Here is an 18,790-nt window from a genome sequence, read left to right as displayed (position 1 = left end):
TTTAATTTTCTTTTTCGAACAAGGCAATCGACTCAACATGGCCCGTATGTGTGAACATATCCATCACACCGGCCCTGCTCAGACGATACCCCTGTTGTACCAGCAATCCAGCATCTCTGGCTAGAGTTGCCGGGTTACATGATACATAAACGATTCTTTTTGCACCAAACTTAGGAATATATTGCATCACTTCTTCTGCGCCTGAACGAGGCGGATCAATTAGTAATGCATCAAAACCCTGATTTGCCCAAGAATGATGCGAAAAATCCTGGGTTAAATCCTGCGAATGGAATGAAAGTTGTGCAATACCATTTATTTTGGCATTTTCCGCACCACGTTGCACCATTTCTTCACTACCCTCAACCCCTACGACGCTTCCACTCGCACCAACACAGCGCGCCAATGGCAAGGAAAAGTTTCCTAATCCGCAAAACAGATCCAGAACACGCTCTCCTGGTTGTAGTCGTAGCAAATCACATGCCAGACGTATCATCTGCGGGTTTACTGTGGAATTGACCTGGGTAAAATCTAGCGGATCAAAGCCAAACTCAACATCAAAATCATCCAGACGGTAATGCAGCCGCGCAGGCAATTGCGGTTGATCAATACGCGTCAGTTGGTTTTGACCTGCTGGCTGAATATAAAGCTGCCACCCCTTCTGTAACGCAAATTCGCGTAATTGGTTGACATCCTGTTCAGGTAATTGTGCAGTTTCACGAACTACTAATGCGATTTCCTGATCACCCATGGCCAATTCTATATGACCAACGTCAGCCTTACCATTTAGACTTTGGAGCAATTGTTTAAGACGTGTAACCGAGCCAAACTCCTGATCCAGAATCATGCAGCGATCAATCGAAGTCAGCTTGTTACTTTGGCTTTCACGGAATCCCACCACCAGCTTGTCTTTACCAGGTAAATAGCGTACGCCAATACGGGCTTTACGACGGTAATCTTCGCGCTGTGAACGCAATGGCGCTAGCCATTCATCCGGCTGAATCCCGGCAAAATGTTGCAGATGCGATTTCAGCACATTCTGTTTAAGTTCAATCTGTGCATCCGGAGCGATATGCTGCATATTGCAGCCACCACAAATCCCAAAATGTGGACAAGGGGGCTGTATGCGAATTTCTGATGCTTCACTCAACAATTCAAGCGAGTCAGCTTCTTCCAGCTTTTTCACTTCACGGGTGATTCGGGCACGCACTGTTTCACCGGGCAGTGCATAACGAATAAAAACTTTTTTACCGTGCTTGTCCGCTGGATGGTCCGGATGTGAACCATAGTGAGCAATGCCACGCCCCTCGTGCGATAGTGACTCAACCTGGAAGATGTATTCGGGTTGCTGCTTGGGCCGTGGTTGAGCTCGATGTTTCATGAAAACCTAATGTGTGGAGATGGGAAAATCAAATTGAGTAAATTCAGTCCGTCGTGACGTTTCACGCCAGACCGATAAAAAGTCCGCATGCTGCGGTTGCGTTTGCAAATACTGGATCGTGCTTTGTAACAGATGTTGATAATCAGGCAGCAATAACTGTCCTTTTAACAACAGCCAGCGAATATAGACTAGCCAGGTATTCAGGACATCACCTTCACAATAGCTGGTGAGCTTGTCCCATTCCTGATTACGCACATATTCAGGCACATGGTAGCCACCATCGCCACGCTTGCCTGGATAACCGAGCAAATGCGCAACGTCATCCAGTTTCTGGAAATGACGGGCATGAAACATGGCCATCACATCCATCAAATCGACATGACGCTGATGGTAGCGGTTCTGATAGTTATTATAGCGCTTTTGCGTATCAATTTCGCCCTGATCAAACAGACTTGGCGCAGACAAACCATGGTACATGGCCCGGTAAAGAATCACGGGCAGATCAAATTGTGAACCATTCCAACTCACTAGGGTTGGATGACGCTTATCAAAAATCGATAAAAATTTTCGTAAAATTTCAGCTTCTGAATTCTGTTCCCGGCTAAAGGAAAACAGTTTCATGCCCTGCTCATCAATCCACAGTCCGGAAATACAGACAATTTCATGTAACGGCAGACGCTGAAAGTCAGAACCCGATTCCTGACGACGCAGTTTGGTCAGGGCCTGATCCAGGCTTTGTTCCGGCAGGTCCAGGCCAAACAGATGTGCGCCTGACTTAAGATCGGTCTGGGTTTCAATATCAAACGTTAAAACAGGCAAGCGCATAAATTGATTACTCAGGAATTATTCAGGATCTTGTACAGAGAATAAACCTGTAGACAGATAACGGTCACCACGGTCACAAATAATGCACACGATTACGGCACCTGGATTTTCTTCTGCCAGCTTGATCGATGCCCAGACTGCACCACCGGAAGAAGTTCCAGCACTGATCCCTTCTTTTTGTGCCAGCTTGCGCATGGTTTTTTCAGCTTCAATTTGTGGAATATCGATAATACGATCCACACGGCTACGGTCGAAAATGGTTGGCAGATACTCTTCTGGCCAGCGGCGGATCCCCGCAATACTTGAACCGTCAGAAGGTTGTAAACCAACAATCTGAATATCTGGATTCATCTCTTTCAGGTATTTAGATACCCCCATAATAGTACCGGTCGTACCCATCGAGCTGACAAAGTGAGTGATCTTGCCACCCGTTTGCTGCCAGATTTCCGGACCAGTGGTCAGATAATGCGCTTCAACATTGTCCGGATTACCAAACTGGTTTAGGACCAGGCCTTTGCCTTCGTTTTGCATTTGCAGTGCCAGATCACGTGCACCTTCCATGCCTTGCTCTTTGGTCACTTCAATCAGTTCGGCCCCGTAAGCACGCATCGCATCCTTACGTTCCTGACTCATGTTATTCGGCATGATCAGCTTCATTTTGTAGCCGCGCATTGCCGCAACCATCGCCAATGCAATCCCTGTATTTCCACTCGTCGCCTCAATCAGGGTGTCACCCGGCTTGATCTGACCACGCTTTTCCGCCTGCATGATCATGTTATAGGCCGGACGATCTTTCACCGAACCTGCAGGATTGTTGCCTTCGAGCTTTGCTAACACTGTCGCTTGAGTGTGATTTGCCAGACGCTGTAGACGTACCAGTGGCGTTTTGCCTACATAGTAGTCCAGTAAAAATTCGTCTGCTTGAAAATCAGGGGTTGTATTACTCATTATTTGCACCTATGTCGAGGTGCGGCTATTGTATGAAAATTTGCATTTCCCTGCACCCATTTAGCCAGTCTTTTTCAGAAAACCGATTAAAACTCGTGCAGCATTGTCTAAAAATTAAAAAACATTTTTCTGTCAGTAGTTTATTTGTAAATTAAACGCTGTTATTTCAATATTTCTCAGGTCAATTTCAGATTTAAAGGCTTTCATTTCTTAGCATTTTATACGTTATCTATTTGAATTTTTTTCATATCCAGATTTATTCTTAAAAAGTCTGTTTGATTTGGTATTGCGAAAAATCTTGATGAAATTTTAACTGAAGATTTAAAGCGTGCTAATATGCGGAGCATAAGGAAAACACTGCTTGAATCATGTCAAATATCAATAAAAAGCTGTTTAAACGCCTACACTTAAATCATGCCTATGGCCAGTTGATTGCCCTGATCTTTGTGCCAATTACAATTTTGGCTTGTGTGGGTGCAGCACTGGTTTTGACAGAAACCTCCAATGCAGCCCGTGCCCAGCAAAAACAGATGGCGATTGCCATTCTGACCCGTTTTCAGGCCACTTCTGAATCTGCGCTGGATATTGTCAATTACTCCCCCTGGCAGTATGAACAGGCACGCAATGCCATGCAAAACATGCTCAATGAAAAGCATCTGGTTCGTGCTGCAATTCTGGATCCTCAAGGCAAAAACCGCCTCGGTATTGGTTTTCAGGACCAGGCACCTTGGCCAAAGTTCAAGCTGGAAGCTAGTTTTGTTGGCCCGATTGTCAATCAGAATAATCACATTTTTGCGGTTCGCATTAATGACAATACGGGCAGTCCGGGCTGGCTTGCGATTGAGCTGGACAATCAGCCCCTCGAAATTGCCCGCTACCGCGTGATGATCGTATTGATTGCTACCGGCCTGTTGACTTTGTTGCTACTTTTATTGTGTCTGAATTTCTACTCGCGCCGCTGGATTGCGCCGATGTATGAAATTCGCATGCAGTTACAACGCCTGAATGCGGATACTTTGGATCAGCATATGGTCATCAACAGTACTGGTGAACTGCGCCTGTTACAGCGCGATATTGCCAATGTGGTAAAACGGCTGCATTTCAGTTTTCTGGAACTGCGCGAACATACTGAACAGACCGAAGATGACTTGCGCCGCACCCTCGACACTCTCGAAGTGCAGAACATCACCTACCGTCAGGCCCGTGACCAGGCGATTTCTGCCAATCAGGCCAAGTCAGTATTTTTAGCCAATATTTCACATGAATTACGCACCCCATTAAACAGTATTGATGGCTTTATTCATTTGCTGCTGCGTCAGGGTAATTTAAGTAATGAGCAGAGTCTGTATTTACAAACCATCCGTAAATCATCGGCGCATCTGCTGGCCCTGATCAATGACGTGCTAGATTTTTCCAAGATTGATGCCGGTAAACTAGAACTCGAAACGGCGCTGTTTGATCTGGAAGAAGCGATTTTTGATGTAATGGACATGCTCTCGCCACTGGCAGCGCAGAAGCATATTGATATGGCCTTCTACTATGCCGACAATGTACCAAAATGCGTCAATGGTGATGCACTGCGCTTTAAGCAGATTCTGACTAATCTGATTTCCAATGCGATCAAGTTTACGCCGGACGGTGAAATCATCGTGCGGGTACGAATGGAACACGATGATATCGGGCAATGTCTGCTGCATTTTAGCGTACAGGATAGTGGTATCGGCCTCAGCGGTACTGACCGCAAGAAGCTGTTTGAATCCTTCTCTCAAGGCGATACCTCAGTTACACGTCAGTTTGGTGGCACTGGATTAGGTCTGGCGATTTCCAAACAGCTGGTCAGTCTGATGCATGGCCAGATCGGCTTTGAAGATAACCAGGAACGCGCCCCAACCGAGAAAGGGTCAACCTTCTGGTTTACCGCCCAGTTCCTGGTCGATGAAGATGATGTGATCGAACACCCAGACTTTAACAATCTGACTGTGGTCTCTTATCTGGCACATCCAGCGACGGCGAATGTACTGCGTCATTATCTGGAAAACTATAACGTGAAGCATACCGAGTGTGCTTCGATTCTGGATCTGTTTAGCCGTCTGAATCATCTAAAAACCACGACTGAAAATACCTGGCTAATCGTTGATCATAGCGGCGACAGTCAGGCCCTGCTACAGGAAATTCGTGCGCGTTATCATGGCAATCTGGCAGTCTATGGCTATCAGATGCAGCTTGATCCAAACATGCTGAATGAATATCGTGCCCGTGCGCTCTACCAGCCACTTAGCCGTAGTGCACTGATTCAACTCCTGAATAACCAGCCTGTATTCGACCAAGAAACTCATGAAGACTTCAATGGTCAAGGGCTGCATATATTGGCAGTCGATGACCATTTACCCAACCTGATCGTCCTTGAAGCACTATTGGGTGAACTGAATGTCACCACAACCAAGGCCACCAGCGGTCAGGAAGCGATTGATATTATCCAGAAACGTCATGAAGAAGGTTTAAGTGCATTTGATCTGGTATTTATGGATATTCAGATGCCGGTAATGTCCGGCATGGATACGACCCGTGCCATCCGCTCGCTGGAATCCACCTTTGAAAACCATCGACGTTTGCCGATTATTGCCCTGACTGCACATGCCCTGTCTGATGAAAAGCAGAAATTACTACAGGGTGGCATGGATGACTATGTCACCAAGCCCATTCAGATTGAACAGATCATCCAGATTCTGACTCAATGGACCACGGAAAATTTCCGCAAGGCACCCATGCTAGAACGTGCGAATGTCATTGATGCTCTGGATAGCAATATTCTGGACTGGCAGCAAAGTCTGCAACTGGCTGCCAATAAAGAAGATCTGGCCGTAGATCTGTTGAGAATGCTGGTCGACAGTTTTGAAACTGAACTCAGTGAAATAGAACAGCTGATTGAACTGGAAGATTTTCCACAACTGGAACATGTACTGCACCGGCTCTACGGCGCGACCCGTTATGTGGGTACGCCGAACCTGCAACAGCTGACTGGCAGTTTTGAACAGTTTGTTTCTACCCTACGTAAAGAACGCCGCAAAGCTGATGAAGCCTTTGTCCAAGAGGTGATGAAACGCCTCGATGAGCTTAAAGCAGGCATTGACCAGGTGGAACAAGCTGCACAACAGGTGCTAAATAAGCATATGATCTAATGCGCAAGTTAAGGATAATCACAAAGCGTGACTTAAGTGTCATGCACGTGATCTAACGCACATGCTATGCTCAGAGCAATAAAAATGAAGGGTTTAGCCATGTCACTGGTTCGTTTAGAAAAAAATAATGGAATTGCCACGGTGAGTTTAAACCGTCCGGACAAACGTAATGCCATGAGTTTTGCGCTATTGCGTGAACTTGTTGCAACCGCCAACACGATCAAAAAGGATAAAAGTATCCGCTGTGTCATCCTGACAGGTGAAGCACAGGTCTTTAGTGCCGGGATTGATCTTGCTGATTTAAATAATCCCAAAAATCGTGCCTATGCAGCCTGGGAACTGCTGCGTCCGGGTCAAAGCCTATTTCAGAAAGCATTTTTGATCTGGCAAGAATTACCGGTTCCCGTGATTGCAGCTTTGGAAGGCTATTGTTTTGGTGCAGGCATGCAGCTGGCACTGGCAGCAGATATTCGGATTGCTCATCCACAGACTCAAATGTCAATTATGGAAAGCCGTTGGGGCTTAGTACCGGATATGGGGCTGAGCCGCTCGTTAAAAGGCTTAATAAGTCTGGATCTAGCCAAAGAACTGACACTGACCGCGCGTATTTTTGACGGTAACTATGCCAAGCAGATCGGCCTGATTACTCATGTAGATGAGCAACCTCTAGCAAAAGCACAAGCCTTGGCTGAAGAAATGTTGCAGCGTTCTCCAGATGCTTTAATGGCGTCTAAATATGTGCTGGATGCTATGGAACATCGACCAAACAAATCCTTACGTATGGAAAAAATCTGGCAGTTAAAATTACTCCTCGGCAAAAACAGCCAGTTGGCACGCAAAAAAGACAAAAATCCAGAAGTCCAGTTCCAGCCTCGCCAGTATTCATAAGATCATCTCAGTAGATATCGGATAGCATCATGCAGTTTGATCAAACCACTAAAATCGCATTTCTCGGTATGGGCCTGATGGGTAGCCGTATGGCCAGCCGGCTGATTCAGGCAGGCTTTGAAGTTGCTGTCTGGAACCGTACCGCTTCTGCTTGTGATGCATTGATTGCTCAAGGTGCACAGCTATTGCAGCTTGAGCAGATTGCAAATTACCCGGTAGTTCTCATCTGTCTGGCGGACGATTTAGCCGTTAAAGCAGTGTATAAACAGATTGAGCCTTATCTGGTTGCACAACAGGTGATTGTAGATTTCTCCAGTTTATCTGTGCAGCAGACGTTGGAACTGGCACAACGTGCGCAGACCCAACAGGTGATCTGGATTGATTCCCCAGTTTCTGGCGGTACTGCCGGTGCTGAACAAGGCAGTCTTGTGATCTTTGCCGGCGGTGATGAACAGACTATTTCTTCTTTAGCTGCAATTTACCAAGTCCTCTCCCAACGTGTGACTCGCATGGGTGACTCAGGTACAGGACAAGCGACGAAAATCTGTAACCAGCTAATTGTCGCGGCAAATAGTACGCTGATTGCCGAAGCTGTGGCACTGGCTGGACGTGCAGGAGTAGATACCACCCTGCTTGCCCCAGCGTTGGCCGGTGGTTTCGCGGATTCAAAACCGTTTCAGATTCTGGCACCGCGTATGGCCGCCCAGACCTTTAAACCGGTGCAATGGAAAGTTCAGACCTTGTCCAAAGACCTCAATAATGCAGTACAGCTTGCAGCAGCACATGCGCTAAATATTCCGGTTGCTTCTCAAGCTTTATCTCAGCTCAAGGCTCATCAAGAGAATGGCTATAGCGAAACGGATCTAGCGACTGTCATTCAGCACGTTCAATAACTTCATTTTCACGATTATTTCCATATTTAGTGCAAGGAGCTTCAGATGTTAAAATTCGCAGTCAACCTTTCCATGATTTTTACGGAAGTCCCTCTGCTGCAGCGTTTTGCCCTTGCCCGTGAGCATGGTTTTGACCATGTAGAAATCCAGTTTCCTTATGAACTAACTATCGAGCAGATTCAGGCACAGTTGACAGCGCATCAGCTGAGTTTATGCCTGATCAATGTCCCGGCAGGTGACCTGATGCAAGGCGGTCATGGACTGGCAGGTATACCCGGCAAGGAGATTGAATTTCATCAAGCGATGCAACAAGCGATTACATATGCAACCGCACTGAAAGTACCGAGCGTCAATATTCTGGCAGGTAAACAGCCGCTGGATAGTGACCTGTTACCTTGCCTGAATACATTGGCAGATAATCTGAAAATGGCCTGTTCGATGTTGGCAGATCATAATATTCAGCCAGTCTTTGAGATGATCAATGGGACCGACATGCCACGCTTCCTGGTGCAAAATGTAGCTCAAGCACAGGAAATGCTCGAAGCAGTCCAACATCCAGCCTTAAAGATGCAATATGACTGTTACCATATGGCGATGATGGGTGAAGATGTATTTGAAGCTTTAAAAGAGAATATTGACACAATTGGACACATTCAATTTGCAGACTGTCCAGGACGACATGAACCGGGTACAGCTATTGTCAATTATGTCGAGATTTTTCAATGGTTAGAGAATAGCCAATATCAAGGCTATGTGGCAGCAGAATATCGCCCGCTGAAGCATTCAGCAGCGTCTTTTGGCTGGAAGACCCGATATTTTGCAGATTGATTACAAACCGAACAATGTGCTGATTTGAAATTTCGGGGCAAAACCGCTATATTAGATCATGCATAATTGTTAGGAAATTATATCCCCCATGAATTTAGAACCATCGCCCAGCGCTTCTAATTCTCACGATCTTACTATGAATTCACACTTACAGACTGTACAAGACTGCTTGAAAGTTGTGCATGCTGCACTTGAAGATGTAAAGGCCAAAGAAGTTGTTGTGCTTGATGTCAGCGGTATGAGCAATGTTGCTGATGCCATGGTCATTGCCAGCGGTACCTCTACCCGTCACATCAAATCTCTTGCCAACAATGTTGCTGAAGAAGCACGTAAAGCTGGCTTCCGTCCACTTGGCATCGAAGGCGAACGTGATGCTGAATGGATTCTCCTAGACCTCGGATATGTAGTGGTTCACTGCATGCTTCCTACAGCGCGTAAATTCTATGACCTAGAAAGCCTGTGGAGCAATGCTCCTGCAGATTCAGTGGCATAAAACAGATTCTTAAAAAAGCGGCCCATGGAGGCCGCTTTTTTTTATTGGCTCAAAATAAACTTTAACCGAAAAGATTCAAAGGAGTTGCTGTAAATTAGCTTCTGGGTATTTTTGTTTGATCAAATTCTTGGCCTGAGCATAGACCTGATCACTACGTTGTGGGCCATAGAAGTCACAGAATACCTGATATAGACTGGTAATGGCTTGTGCATAAAGTTTTGAAGATACATAGCTCAGCAAATCCGCACTTTTCTGCAATTTCTGACTAGTTTCCTGGAACAAAATCCGGTCTTGTACCAGTTGCTGTGCCAGCTCCCTATAAAAGTCTTTCTGATCTTCTAGCTTGACCTGATCAAGAACTGATTCTCCAAACTCAATATAAGCCTGGTACTGTGCTTTCTGATTCAGAGATACTGCCTCTGTATCTTCAGACTCGATCCATTCACTTTTTTCCAGAATGGTCAGTTCATGCAGTACCTGTTTAAGCATATCTTTCCGGTTCTGCTTAAGCTCTTCTGTAGTACAAATCTCGCTAAGAAAGCGATTCAGTACAAAAGCAGGCTGCCCGCTATATTCCTGTTCCCAATATCCTACGATCTGTTCCAGGTGAGGTCCTTGAAAATAATGCTGTAGCCCACGCTGAATAGCCTGGCGGCGCTGTTCTAGATTGAGCACTTCTGCATTCATGTTATACCCTCCTGTCCATTAATGTCGTTTGGTGATGTGATCCGTATCGAAAGTTACATCTCGCTGGAATTCTGGATAAGACAGTTCAGCATGCTCGGTATAGTCCAGACCACGCTGCTCGTGCTGTGCACTCACACGTAAACCACCTAAAATAATATGCAGCACTTTAAATACAATAAATGCCACCCCGAAGCCCCAGGCAAATCCGGCACCAACGCCTACTGCCTGAACAGCAATAATGCTGCTATCAAACATTTTACTTTCATAAAAGATACCCGCAGCTAGCGTCCCCCAAGCACCACAAAAGCCATGTACAGTGACAGCATCCACCACATCATCAATACGCATTTTCTCGAGTAGTGCTGGCAATACACTAACCAGCAACCCTGCTACCAGTCCGGTTATAACAGCAAACATAGGACTCATTGTGGCGCAACCCGCTGTAATCCCCACTAGCCCACCTAAGGAAGCATTAATCGTAGTCCTTATTAAAATTGCTTTACGTCGTACCAGGGCAAACAGCATATAAGCCACTGCCGCCGCACACGCTGCGAGATGGGTATTTAAAGCAATCCGCCCAATGCTGACATCGGCATTAACTGTGGAAGCGGCATTGAAGCCAAACCAGGCTAACCACAAAATAAAACCACCTAAGGCAATTAAAGGCAGATTATGGCCGGGTAAATAGTGCACTTGGCCATTGCGGCCAAAACGCCCTATACGTGGACCCAATACAATAATGCCCGCCAAAGCAACCCAGCCACCAATCGAATGCACTACAGTTGAACCAGCAAAATCAATAAAGCCCATGGCTTTGAGCCAGCCTTCACCCTCAAATAGACTCCCCCACGCCCAACTGCCAAAAACTGGATAAATTAAGCCACTCACAAAAGCGGCACTCACCACATAGGCGACAAAATGAATACGCTCTGCCATGGCACCACTGGCAATGGTGGTTGCTGTTGCGGCAAACATCATTTGGAAGAAGAGTAAATTCCAGCTCCAGCTATCTAAATTATCCGGTGCAAAATGTGAGCTACCAAACCACCCGGTATGATTAATCCCGAACATAAGCCCAAAACCTATCAGCCAGAAAACCAGCCCTCCAAGACAGGCATCCATATAATTTTTCATTAAAACATTCACACTATTTTTACTTCTGACTGATCCGCTCTCAATCAGTGCAAAACCTGCCTGCATGAAGAACACCAGAATACCGCCCATCACCACCCAGACACTGTCCAGCGATATCCGGATTTCCTGGATATTTTTTACCATTTCTGCTGGTTCAGCTGCATAGATAGGTAAACTCAGTAGCCCCAGTAAAAACCCTAAATATTTTATTTTTGTCATGTAATCCCCCTAGCTCTTAATGAAGGAATAGCAAGAACAATGCCATACAATTTATGAATTTTAAAATTATTTGAAGAAGCAATTTAATGATAAACCTATCAAATTTTCACAAATAAATAATTCCTAATTCACAAGATAAATATTTATCTGCGATCAAATATCAATTAACTGTGGTGTATAAAAAATAAGAGCAAAAATAAAAAACCACCCGAAGGTGGTTTTTTTCTAAATCTTTTAATTCATCTCGACCTTTCTTTTACAAAAGAGGATCTGGAAGAAGATTTTAGGAATTAGTGACCCGTACCATTAATGGCTTTGGTCATATCTTCCACAACTTTCTTGGCATCACCAAAGATCATCATGGTCTTATCGTTATAGAACAGGTCATTGTCTAAACCAGCATACCCTGTTGCCATAGAACGCTTGATCACCAAAATCGTACGTGCCTTGTGCGCTTCCAGAATTGGCATACCGTAAATTGGTGAGCTTGGATCGTCTTTGGCCGCCGGGTTAACCACGTCATTCGCACCGATTACCAGTACTACATCTGTTGCCGGGAAGTCAGAGTTGATCTCATCCATTTCCAGAATGTCTTCATATGGCACGTCAGCTTCAGCCAGCAATACGTTCATATGACCAGGCATACGACCTGCAACCGGGTGAATCGCGAAACGTACAGTCACACCCTGCTCTTTTAACAAGTTCGCCAACTCTTTCACCGCATTCTGTGCACGGCCTTGCGCCATACCATAACCGGGTACAATGACTACACTGTCTGCATTCGACATCAGGAAGCCAGCATCATCTGCAGAACCTGAGCGATGATTACGTTGTACCTGCTCGCCTGCACCCGCTGTTGCTGTTGCGGTTCCGCCCATCGTACCACCGAACAGAACGTTGATGATCGAACGGTTCATCGCTTTACACATGATATAAGACAGAATTGCACCTGAAGAACCCACCAGCGAACCAGCAACGATCAGCATGTTATTTCTAAGGTAAAACCAATACCTGCAGCTGCCCAACCAGAGAAGGAGTTCAGAAGCGATACCACAACTGGCATATCACCGCCACCGACTGGTGCAATCCATACCCAACCGAATACCAGTGCAAGACCGGTCATTGCCCAGAAGGATGTCATGTTACCAGTCAGGAAGAAGTGAATCCCTGCTGCCAGCATTGCGATAAAGATCAATGCCTGAACTGGTTTTACCCAAGCACCTGAAATGGTTTTTGCCCATTTCTTCGCAGCCAGTTTACCGTAAGCAAATACAGAGGCAGTAAAAGTAATCGCACCGACGAAACAACCCACGAAGAGTTCGAACAAATGCACTTTGCTCATTTCATGGAAAGTTACCCCATTTGCAGCTAAAAGGTCTGGACCCAATTCGATTAACTTGTTGTTATGGATAATCGCAGCAATAGCAATCAAAACCGCGGACAAACCTACCAGAGAGTGCATCAGCGCGACAGTTTCAGGCATTTGAGTCATAGGTACAGTTTTCGCACGGGCAATACCGACGATCGCACCAAGCACCATTGCGCCAAGAATCATCCAGATCACCGGATTTTCTGCGACAAAGAAAGTCGTCAATACCGCAATCGCCATGGCAAGCATACCGTAGCGGTTACCTGCAATTGCTGTTTTAGGACCTGACAAACCACGTAGCGTCAAGATAAAGAGAATGGCACCAATCAAATAGAACCAATTTGCATATTCACGAATGAATTCCATCAATTAGCCCTCTTTTTCTTTTGTTTTGGTTTGAACATTTCCAGCATACGTGCAGTCACGGCAAAGCCACCGAAAATGTTAATGCTCGCCAGGAATACTGCAATTGCGCCAAGTACGCTCACCACGTTAATGGTCTGGAAGTCTACGTTACCTTCAACGCCGACTATTGGTAAACCAACAGTCTGAATCATCGCACCCACGATAATGATCGAAGAAAGTGCATTGGTTACTGCCATCAACGGCGTATGCAAAGCTGGAGTCACGCCCCATACCACGTAGTAGCCTACAAAGATGGCAAGGACAAAAATCGTAATAGTTTCAACCATGAGTACTCTCCTTAACCACGCTTTAACAGCACTTGGCCGCCGTGAGTGACGAGTAGGGCTTTCTGAATTTCTTCTTCTGGATTGATGGCGAAATTCTTTTCGCTATCAAATAAAGTTTCAACGAAGTTCAAAACGTTACGTGCATACAGTGCAGATGCTTCAGTCGACAAGGTTGAAGGAATATTCGGAATACCCAGAATCTTCACGCCATTTTCAGTCACAACCGTTTCACCGCATTGAGAGCCTTCTACATTACCGCCAGTTTCAACCGCCATATCTAAAATGACTGAACCTGGTTTCATTTTGGCAACGGTCTCGGCACGGATTAAGCGTGGCGCATCACGACCTGGCAATAGTGCAGTCGTGATCACAATATCCGCATTGGAAACTGCTTTATCAACGATGATCGCCTGATCCTTGATATACTGTTCACCTGGCATCCAGCCATAACCATTTTTAGCCGCATCAGCTGCTTTTTGCTGTTCTTCTTCAGACATTGGTACGTCTAACCACTTACCACCCAAAGATTCAACCTGGTCTTTAGCTGTAGGACGCAAGTCGGTTGCTTCTACAACAGCACCGAGACGTTTTGCAGTTGCAATCGCTTGCAGACCTGCAACCCCTACTCCCATGATCACGACACGAGCCGGTTTAACCGTCCCTGCCGCAGTCATCAGCATCGGGAACATGCGCTGGTATTCTGCTGCAGCAAGAAGCACTGCTTTATAACCCGACAGGTTCGCCTGAGAAGACAGGACATCCATGTTTTGCGCACGAGACAAGGTGCGTGGCAAAAGTTCCAATGCAAATGCAGACACATTCTGTGCCGCGAAATGGTCAAGCTCGGTATTGCGGTATGGGTCAAACATCGCCACAACTGTAGCATTCGCAGGTAATTTTTGAATTTCTTCACCCTTCGGTGCACGAACTTTCAAAATCATCTGGCTACCGGTATAGGCATCATCCGTAATTTTTGCACCAACCTGTTCATAAGCGCTATCGATATAGGCAGCTTTTACCCCTGCACCACGTTCGATAATCACGCTATGACCAGCGCTGATCAATTTCTTTACTGTCTCAGGTGTCGCAGCGACACGATGTTCACCGACGACAGTTTCGGCTGGAATTCCGATTTGCATGAGCGTCCCTCAAGCTAATTTTTTCTTAAGTAAACATCGCAAAAACGATGTTTCCCCTCAGAATGTGTTTTTGTTGAATTTTTGGATTCTAATCAAACCATTCCAAAATACTACCCAATATTTATTTAATAAATACCTATATTTTGAACTGATGATTCATAAAAATGATGTTGTCATATATCATTTATAAGTTAGGCCCTGATTTTTTGATCTGCTGAATTTATAAACGATATTCATTCTCTTAAAGGATATTTCCTTTTTTGTTCATTTTTTCTTAGCTTAATTTTTGTTGTACTTTGTTACATTGATCATTCTGACAGTCGTTCCATTTTTTTTGCTGTACTCCTTCCCTTTTCCGCCATGCCAAAATGCCCTAATTTAGGCACTTTTATTGGGCACTTTTTGATTCCTTGACTTCTTTGACAAATTTAACTGAATTATACTGATTCATTTGGAACTCCTGAAAACCATGTTTTCCTATAACTTTTTCCTTTTTTAATCATAAAATTTTTAAATCAGTTGAGTTTAATGTTTCATTTAATTGGCTCTTTTGACTTATTCTACTTAAGTCTAAAACTACTCTAATAATCGTTAAAAAATAATTTTTGAGTCATTTATTATATTAATACCTTAAACTGGCTCAGCATCATAAATTGTCAAATTTGCACTATATTTGTGCAATAGAATACACTTTTATCTCTGACTCAATTGCAATGTTTTTCTTCAGTGCCGTTTCGACAACTTAAGATACTTTGTAAGAAAAAAAAGATTAAATACGCATCAGTTATGGTTTTGAAGATATTCAGAGATGGTAATAACCAGATCTGTCTTCAATTTCTGTTGTATTTTTCTACTTTTATCATGTGCTATTTTGACCTATAGTGCCTGCAATCTTTGCATCTTTTTGATGCCATTATCAAAAATAGTCTTCTGCTTCTTATATAAGGTAGCTGTCATGAATCCTGCACTGGATATCAGTCAAAATAAGCCTTTGCTCTGGCTGATGGCAATTGCATGTGGTCTATGTGCTGGGGCGAATTATTACTGTCAGCCTCTGATTTCATCAATTCAGCAATATTATCAGGTACCTGAATCGCAAGTCGCCCTGACCGTGACCTTTGCTCAGGTGTCTTATGCACTGGGCCTGCTGTTCATCGTGCCATTGGGTGACATGCTGAATAAGACCAAGCTGATTCCTGCCCTGATGTGGGGGGCTGCGCTGGGACTAATGATCTGTGCCACAGCAATCAATTTGCCCATGCTCTGGTTAGGGACGGTTATCGCTGGTTTATTTTCTGTGGCGGCACAGGTACTGATTCCTTTAGCGGCCATGACTGTTAAACCGGAAAAAACTGGTGAAGTTGTTGGCTTCCTGATGAGTGGTTTATTGGTCGGAATTCTACTGTCGACCAGTATTGCCGGCTTACTCTCTGACTTGTTTCACTGGAAAGTCATCTATGCAGTGAGTTCAGTCTCGATGCTGTTCTTGGGAATCTATTTACGTGGGCAGCTACCGACCCTACCAAAATTCAGAATCAGCTATGCCAGAATTTTCCACTCTATGGGCAGTCTGTTGGTCCAAGAACCACGACTGGTATTTCGTTCCCTTACCGGTGCTTTTGCCTTTGCTGCGATGAGTATTCTGTTCTCTACCATTGCCCTGTTACTGACACAGTCTCCCTTTCATCTGGCAGATGTTATGGTGGGATTAGTCACTTTAGTAGGAGTTTTTGGCGCATTATCAACTCAAGTGATTGGGAGATGGGCGGACCGAGGTTATATCAAACTGCTGAGCTGGATTGGCTGTTCAATTCTGGCAGGCAGCTGGCTGTTTCTCTATTTTGGTGGCACATCGTTGATTAGCTATATTGCAGGTTATGCGCTAATTAATCTGGGACTGGCGATTACCCATAGCTGTAACCAGAATGTAATTTTCCGCCTGCGTCCGGATGCCAAATCCCGGATTAACTCTATTTATATGACCCTGTATTTTATTGGAGGTGCCTGTGGCTCTGCAGCGGGAGTATACGCGTGGCATCATGGTGGCTGGAGCATGAGCTGCCTGACTGGATTCATATTTGCACTAGCTGCCACCGTCTTTGCCCTGATTGATCAGTTTTATCATGCGCGTGTAAAAACCAACTAATGATCATCTAATTTACTTGAACCACTGGATAGTAGGCTTTGCCGGAATCCATTACTGCTGCATGTTCCAGCAATATATAGATAAAGGTGTTCAGCAAGGCTGAAAATAGACTACAACTTTCCTGCATCTGCTTGCGACTGAGGGCGCTGGCATAACTCACTCCACCCTGCAGAATTTGTTGCCTTAAAATAGTGAAACGCTTAAAAACTTCTGACAGCATCTTCAATATATCCTGCTGTCCTAGCGCTTGTTGAGCCTCTATTTTTTGTTGCTTCAGCATTTCACGACAATCACTTTGGCTAATCTTATTGTGTTGATAATCCCAAAAGTGCTGAGTGAGATATTGATTATTCAATAGTGCATGCAGCGTAACCTCATAGCGACCCAATAAAATTTGAGAAATTCTTTTCTCCTGATCCTTGCTAAGGATGAGATGGAGAAATTGTGATAAGGCCTGCTGATCAAGACTATCTTCATTTTCCTGTACGTAAAGAGCATTCAGACCAATCCACAGGCTCAGAAACTGAAAATCATAATCGGCCTGTAACTCTACCGCTTTTCTTAACCAGCTTAGACTGCGTTGAACACGTAGATTGAAATATTCTGAACGCTGAGCTTTTGTTGTTTTGTAAATCTCTTCCAGTAACATCATTATTTTTCTCCTTTTTTATCCTGTTTTCTTTATCTTAAACTCTTTTACTATTTAGTAAACTATTCCTTGACCTCTGCATCTATTTGAATGAATTCAATACTTTTTAATTTCCCAGAATGCTTTCTTGCAGTGCTAGTACTCAGCCATGAAGCCTGATTATTTTTATGCTAATATTGCGCCCTCTTTTACTGGTCGTATCACTGCCGGTGAGCGCCCAAAAGACCCAACGGCGTGCTGTCTCTTCCATTTCTAACTTAAGGCGTGATTTTGAATGACTGATCTCAAAACCATTGAACAACAACTTCAACCACGAATCAGTGTTGCGCCGATGATGGACTGGACCACCAAAGATTATCGTTTCTTTGCACGTCTGTTTAATCCCAACATTATTCTATATACCGAGATGGTAACGACAGGTGCCATCATTCATGGTGATGCCAAACGTCATCTGGACTTTAATCAGCAAGAACAGCCAGTTGTGTTACAGCTTGGTGGCTCTAATCCCAAAGACCTGGCCACCTGTAGCAAAATGGCACAGGATTGGGGGTATAACGAAGTCAACCTGAATGTCGGCTGCCCAAGTGACCGGGTACAAAACAATAAAATTGGTGCCTGCCTGATGGCGGAGCCTGATCTAGTCGCAGAATGTATTGGTGAGATGCGCAATGCCGTGGATATTCCGGTGACGGTGAAACATCGTATCGGGATTGATGATATGCAGTCTTATGAAGAGATGCTGCATTTTGTCGATACCGTAGCGAAGACGGGTTGTAATAATTTTATCGTGCATGCCCGAATTGCCCTGTTACAAGGCCTATCCCCGAAGGAAAATCGTGAAGTTCCCCCATTACGTTATGAAGATGTTTACCGTTTAAAACAGGAACGTCCTGAGCTGCTGATTGAAATCAATGGCGGGATCAAAACCTATGCGGAAACGGTTGAACACTTAAAACATGTGGATGGCGTAATGATTGGTCGCGAAGCCTATCACAATCCGTATTTACTGGCCGAGTTAGGCCAACTTTGGAATCTTGAAGCTCCTGATCGTTTTGAGATCATGCAACAAATGATGCCGTATATTGCCCAGCGTATGGCAGAAGGTGCACCACTCTCGATTATTAGCCGTCATATTCTGGGCTTGTTCCAGAACTTGCCAGGTGCGCGTAAATGGCGTCAGGCATTAAGCGGTGGTAATGCCAAAACCTTAAAAGATGTAGAAAATGCCTTGTTCAATATTCAGGAGGCGATCAAACGCACTGAAGACTACCTGCTCGAACAGCAAACCCAGAATCTTTAATTTAAAAAGCACCGTTTCCCCGG

15 protein-coding genes and 1 pseudogene are annotated in these 18,790 nt (G+C 44.8%); 7 read left to right on the top strand and 9 right to left on the bottom strand.

Going from position 1 to position 18,790, the window contains the following annotated elements:
* Position 1: 1 nt before the first annotated feature.
* From rlmD to cysM, 3 genes are read right to left on the bottom strand one after another with little or no spacing between them, the layout of a single operon-like run.
* Positions 2 to 1,378 carry a 23S rRNA (uracil(1939)-C(5))-methyltransferase RlmD gene (gene rlmD, locus HADU_RS07445; RefSeq protein ID WP_008304938.1) on the bottom strand — a complete coding sequence of 459 codons (1,377 nt, stop codon included), beginning with the start codon at positions 1,376 to 1,378 and terminating at the stop codon, positions 2 to 4.
* Between the two features lie 6 nt (positions 1,379 to 1,384).
* Complete coding sequence (locus HADU_RS07440; protein ID WP_008304936.1) at positions 1,385 to 2,203, bottom strand: 3'-5' exonuclease; 819 nt, start codon at positions 2,201 to 2,203, stop codon at positions 1,385 to 1,387.
* A gap of 18 nt (positions 2,204 to 2,221) precedes the next feature.
* Positions 2,222 to 3,151, bottom strand: coding sequence for a cysteine synthase CysM (gene cysM, locus HADU_RS07435; RefSeq protein ID WP_004891398.1), 930 nt, complete (start codon positions 3,149 to 3,151; stop codon positions 2,222 to 2,224).
* A 368-nt stretch (positions 3,152 to 3,519) separates the two neighbouring features.
* Between cysM and HADU_RS07430 the strand changes: the two genes are divergently transcribed.
* The 5 genes from HADU_RS07430 (at position 3,520) to rsfS (ending at position 9,432) form a co-directional block, all read left to right on the top strand.
* Complete coding sequence (locus HADU_RS07430; protein ID WP_008304933.1) at positions 3,520 to 6,330, top strand: ATP-binding protein; 2,811 nt, start codon at positions 3,520 to 3,522, stop codon at positions 6,328 to 6,330.
* A 99-nt stretch (positions 6,331 to 6,429) separates the two neighbouring features.
* On the top strand, positions 6,430 to 7,218 hold the full coding sequence (locus HADU_RS07425) for a crotonase/enoyl-CoA hydratase family protein (protein ID WP_008304931.1): 789 nt from the start codon (positions 6,430 to 6,432) through the stop codon (positions 7,216 to 7,218).
* Positions 7,219 to 7,247: 29 nt separating this feature from the next.
* Positions 7,248 to 8,111 (top strand): NAD(P)-dependent oxidoreductase, encoded by an 864-nt coding sequence (locus tag HADU_RS07420; RefSeq protein WP_008304930.1) that lies wholly within the window; start codon positions 7,248 to 7,250, stop codon positions 8,109 to 8,111.
* 45 nt (positions 8,112 to 8,156) lie between these two features.
* Entirely contained in the window at positions 8,157 to 8,939 is a 783-nt protein-coding gene (locus HADU_RS07415; RefSeq protein ID WP_004816043.1) for a hydroxypyruvate isomerase family protein, read from the top strand.
* A gap of 88 nt (positions 8,940 to 9,027) precedes the next feature.
* Positions 9,028 to 9,432 carry a ribosome silencing factor gene (gene rsfS, locus HADU_RS07410; protein ID WP_004816041.1) on the top strand — a complete coding sequence of 135 codons (405 nt, stop codon included), beginning with the start codon at positions 9,028 to 9,030 and terminating at the stop codon, positions 9,430 to 9,432.
* 75 nt (positions 9,433 to 9,507) lie between these two features.
* On the opposite strand, the gene HADU_RS07405 is transcribed toward rsfS, so the two are convergent.
* From HADU_RS07405 to HADU_RS07385, 5 genes and pseudogenes are all read right to left on the bottom strand, one after another.
* Positions 9,508 to 10,119, bottom strand: a complete 612-nt coding sequence (locus HADU_RS07405; protein ID WP_004816039.1) for a hypothetical protein — start codon at positions 10,117 to 10,119, stop codon at positions 9,508 to 9,510.
* Between the two features lie 18 nt (positions 10,120 to 10,137).
* On the bottom strand, positions 10,138 to 11,472 hold the full coding sequence (locus HADU_RS07400) for an ammonium transporter (protein ID WP_008304926.1): 1,335 nt from the start codon (positions 11,470 to 11,472) through the stop codon (positions 10,138 to 10,140).
* A 290-nt stretch (positions 11,473 to 11,762) separates the two neighbouring features.
* Positions 11,763 to 13,207 (bottom strand): annotated as a pseudogene (locus tag HADU_RS07395) (NAD(P)(+) transhydrogenase (Re/Si-specific) subunit beta).
* Positions 13,207 to 13,533 carry a proton-translocating transhydrogenase family protein gene (locus tag HADU_RS07390; protein WP_008304925.1) on the bottom strand — a complete coding sequence of 109 codons (327 nt, stop codon included), beginning with the start codon at positions 13,531 to 13,533 and terminating at the stop codon, positions 13,207 to 13,209. The pseudogene HADU_RS07395 and the gene HADU_RS07390 overlap by 1 nt, the downstream one beginning before the upstream one ends.
* An 11-nt stretch (positions 13,534 to 13,544) precedes the next feature.
* Positions 13,545 to 14,672, bottom strand: a complete 1,128-nt coding sequence (locus HADU_RS07385; RefSeq protein ID WP_008304924.1) for a Re/Si-specific NAD(P)(+) transhydrogenase subunit alpha — start codon at positions 14,670 to 14,672, stop codon at positions 13,545 to 13,547.
* 955 nt (positions 14,673 to 15,627) lie between these two features.
* Here HADU_RS07385 and HADU_RS07375 point away from each other — a divergent pair.
* The gene (locus tag HADU_RS07375) at positions 15,628 to 16,818 is read left to right on the top strand and encodes an MFS transporter (protein ID WP_008304922.1); all 1,191 of its coding nucleotides are present in this window, start codon (positions 15,628 to 15,630) and stop codon (positions 16,816 to 16,818) included.
* A gap of 7 nt (positions 16,819 to 16,825) precedes the next feature.
* Here HADU_RS07375 and HADU_RS07370 read toward each other — a convergent pair whose 3' ends face one another.
* On the bottom strand, positions 16,826 to 17,470 hold the full coding sequence (locus tag HADU_RS07370; protein ID WP_008304921.1) for a hypothetical protein: 645 nt from the start codon (positions 17,468 to 17,470) through the stop codon (positions 16,826 to 16,828).
* Between the two features lie 271 nt (positions 17,471 to 17,741).
* On the opposite strand from HADU_RS07370, the gene dusA reads away from it, so the two are divergent.
* Complete coding sequence (gene dusA, locus HADU_RS07365; protein WP_004816026.1) at positions 17,742 to 18,767, top strand: tRNA dihydrouridine(20/20a) synthase DusA; 1,026 nt, start codon at positions 17,742 to 17,744, stop codon at positions 18,765 to 18,767.
* Positions 18,768 to 18,790: the final 23 nt, after the last annotated feature.

The sequence above is a fragment of the Acinetobacter sp. HA genome, from assembly GCF_000264725.1.
Classification (GTDB): domain Bacteria; phylum Pseudomonadota; class Gammaproteobacteria; order Pseudomonadales; family Moraxellaceae; genus Acinetobacter; species Acinetobacter schindleri.
Note: the sequence above shows the minus strand (reverse complement) of the source record. Positions and strands in the feature narration are given on the sequence as shown.

Coding starts and splice junctions, on each gene's coding strand:
- rlmD (WP_008304938.1), bottom strand. CDS start 1,378: ATGAAACATCGAGCTCAACCACGGCCCAAGCAGCAACCCGAATACATC.
- HADU_RS07440 (WP_008304936.1), bottom strand. CDS start 2,203: ATGCGCTTGCCTGTTTTAACGTTTGATATTGAAACCCAGACCGATCTT.
- cysM (WP_004891398.1), bottom strand. CDS start 3,151: ATGAGTAATACAACCCCTGATTTTCAAGCAGACGAATTTTTACTGGAC.
- HADU_RS07430 (WP_008304933.1), top strand. CDS start 3,520: ATGTCAAATATCAATAAAAAGCTGTTTAAACGCCTACACTTAAATCAT.
- HADU_RS07425 (WP_008304931.1), top strand. CDS start 6,430: ATGTCACTGGTTCGTTTAGAAAAAAATAATGGAATTGCCACGGTGAGT.
- HADU_RS07420 (WP_008304930.1), top strand. CDS start 7,248: ATGCAGTTTGATCAAACCACTAAAATCGCATTTCTCGGTATGGGCCTG.
- HADU_RS07415 (WP_004816043.1), top strand. CDS start 8,157: ATGTTAAAATTCGCAGTCAACCTTTCCATGATTTTTACGGAAGTCCCT.
- rsfS (WP_004816041.1), top strand. CDS start 9,028: ATGAATTTAGAACCATCGCCCAGCGCTTCTAATTCTCACGATCTTACT.
- HADU_RS07405 (WP_004816039.1), bottom strand. CDS start 10,119: ATGAATGCAGAAGTGCTCAATCTAGAACAGCGCCGCCAGGCTATTCAG.
- HADU_RS07400 (WP_008304926.1), bottom strand. CDS start 11,472: ATGACAAAAATAAAATATTTAGGGTTTTTACTGGGGCTACTGAGTTTA.
- HADU_RS07390 (WP_008304925.1), bottom strand. CDS start 13,533: ATGGTTGAAACTATTACGATTTTTGTCCTTGCCATCTTTGTAGGCTAC.
- HADU_RS07385 (WP_008304924.1), bottom strand. CDS start 14,672: ATGCAAATCGGAATTCCAGCCGAAACTGTCGTCGGTGAACATCGTGTC.
- HADU_RS07375 (WP_008304922.1), top strand. CDS start 15,628: ATGAATCCTGCACTGGATATCAGTCAAAATAAGCCTTTGCTCTGGCTG.
- HADU_RS07370 (WP_008304921.1), bottom strand. CDS start 17,470: ATGATGTTACTGGAAGAGATTTACAAAACAACAAAAGCTCAGCGTTCA.
- dusA (WP_004816026.1), top strand. CDS start 17,742: ATGACTGATCTCAAAACCATTGAACAACAACTTCAACCACGAATCAGT.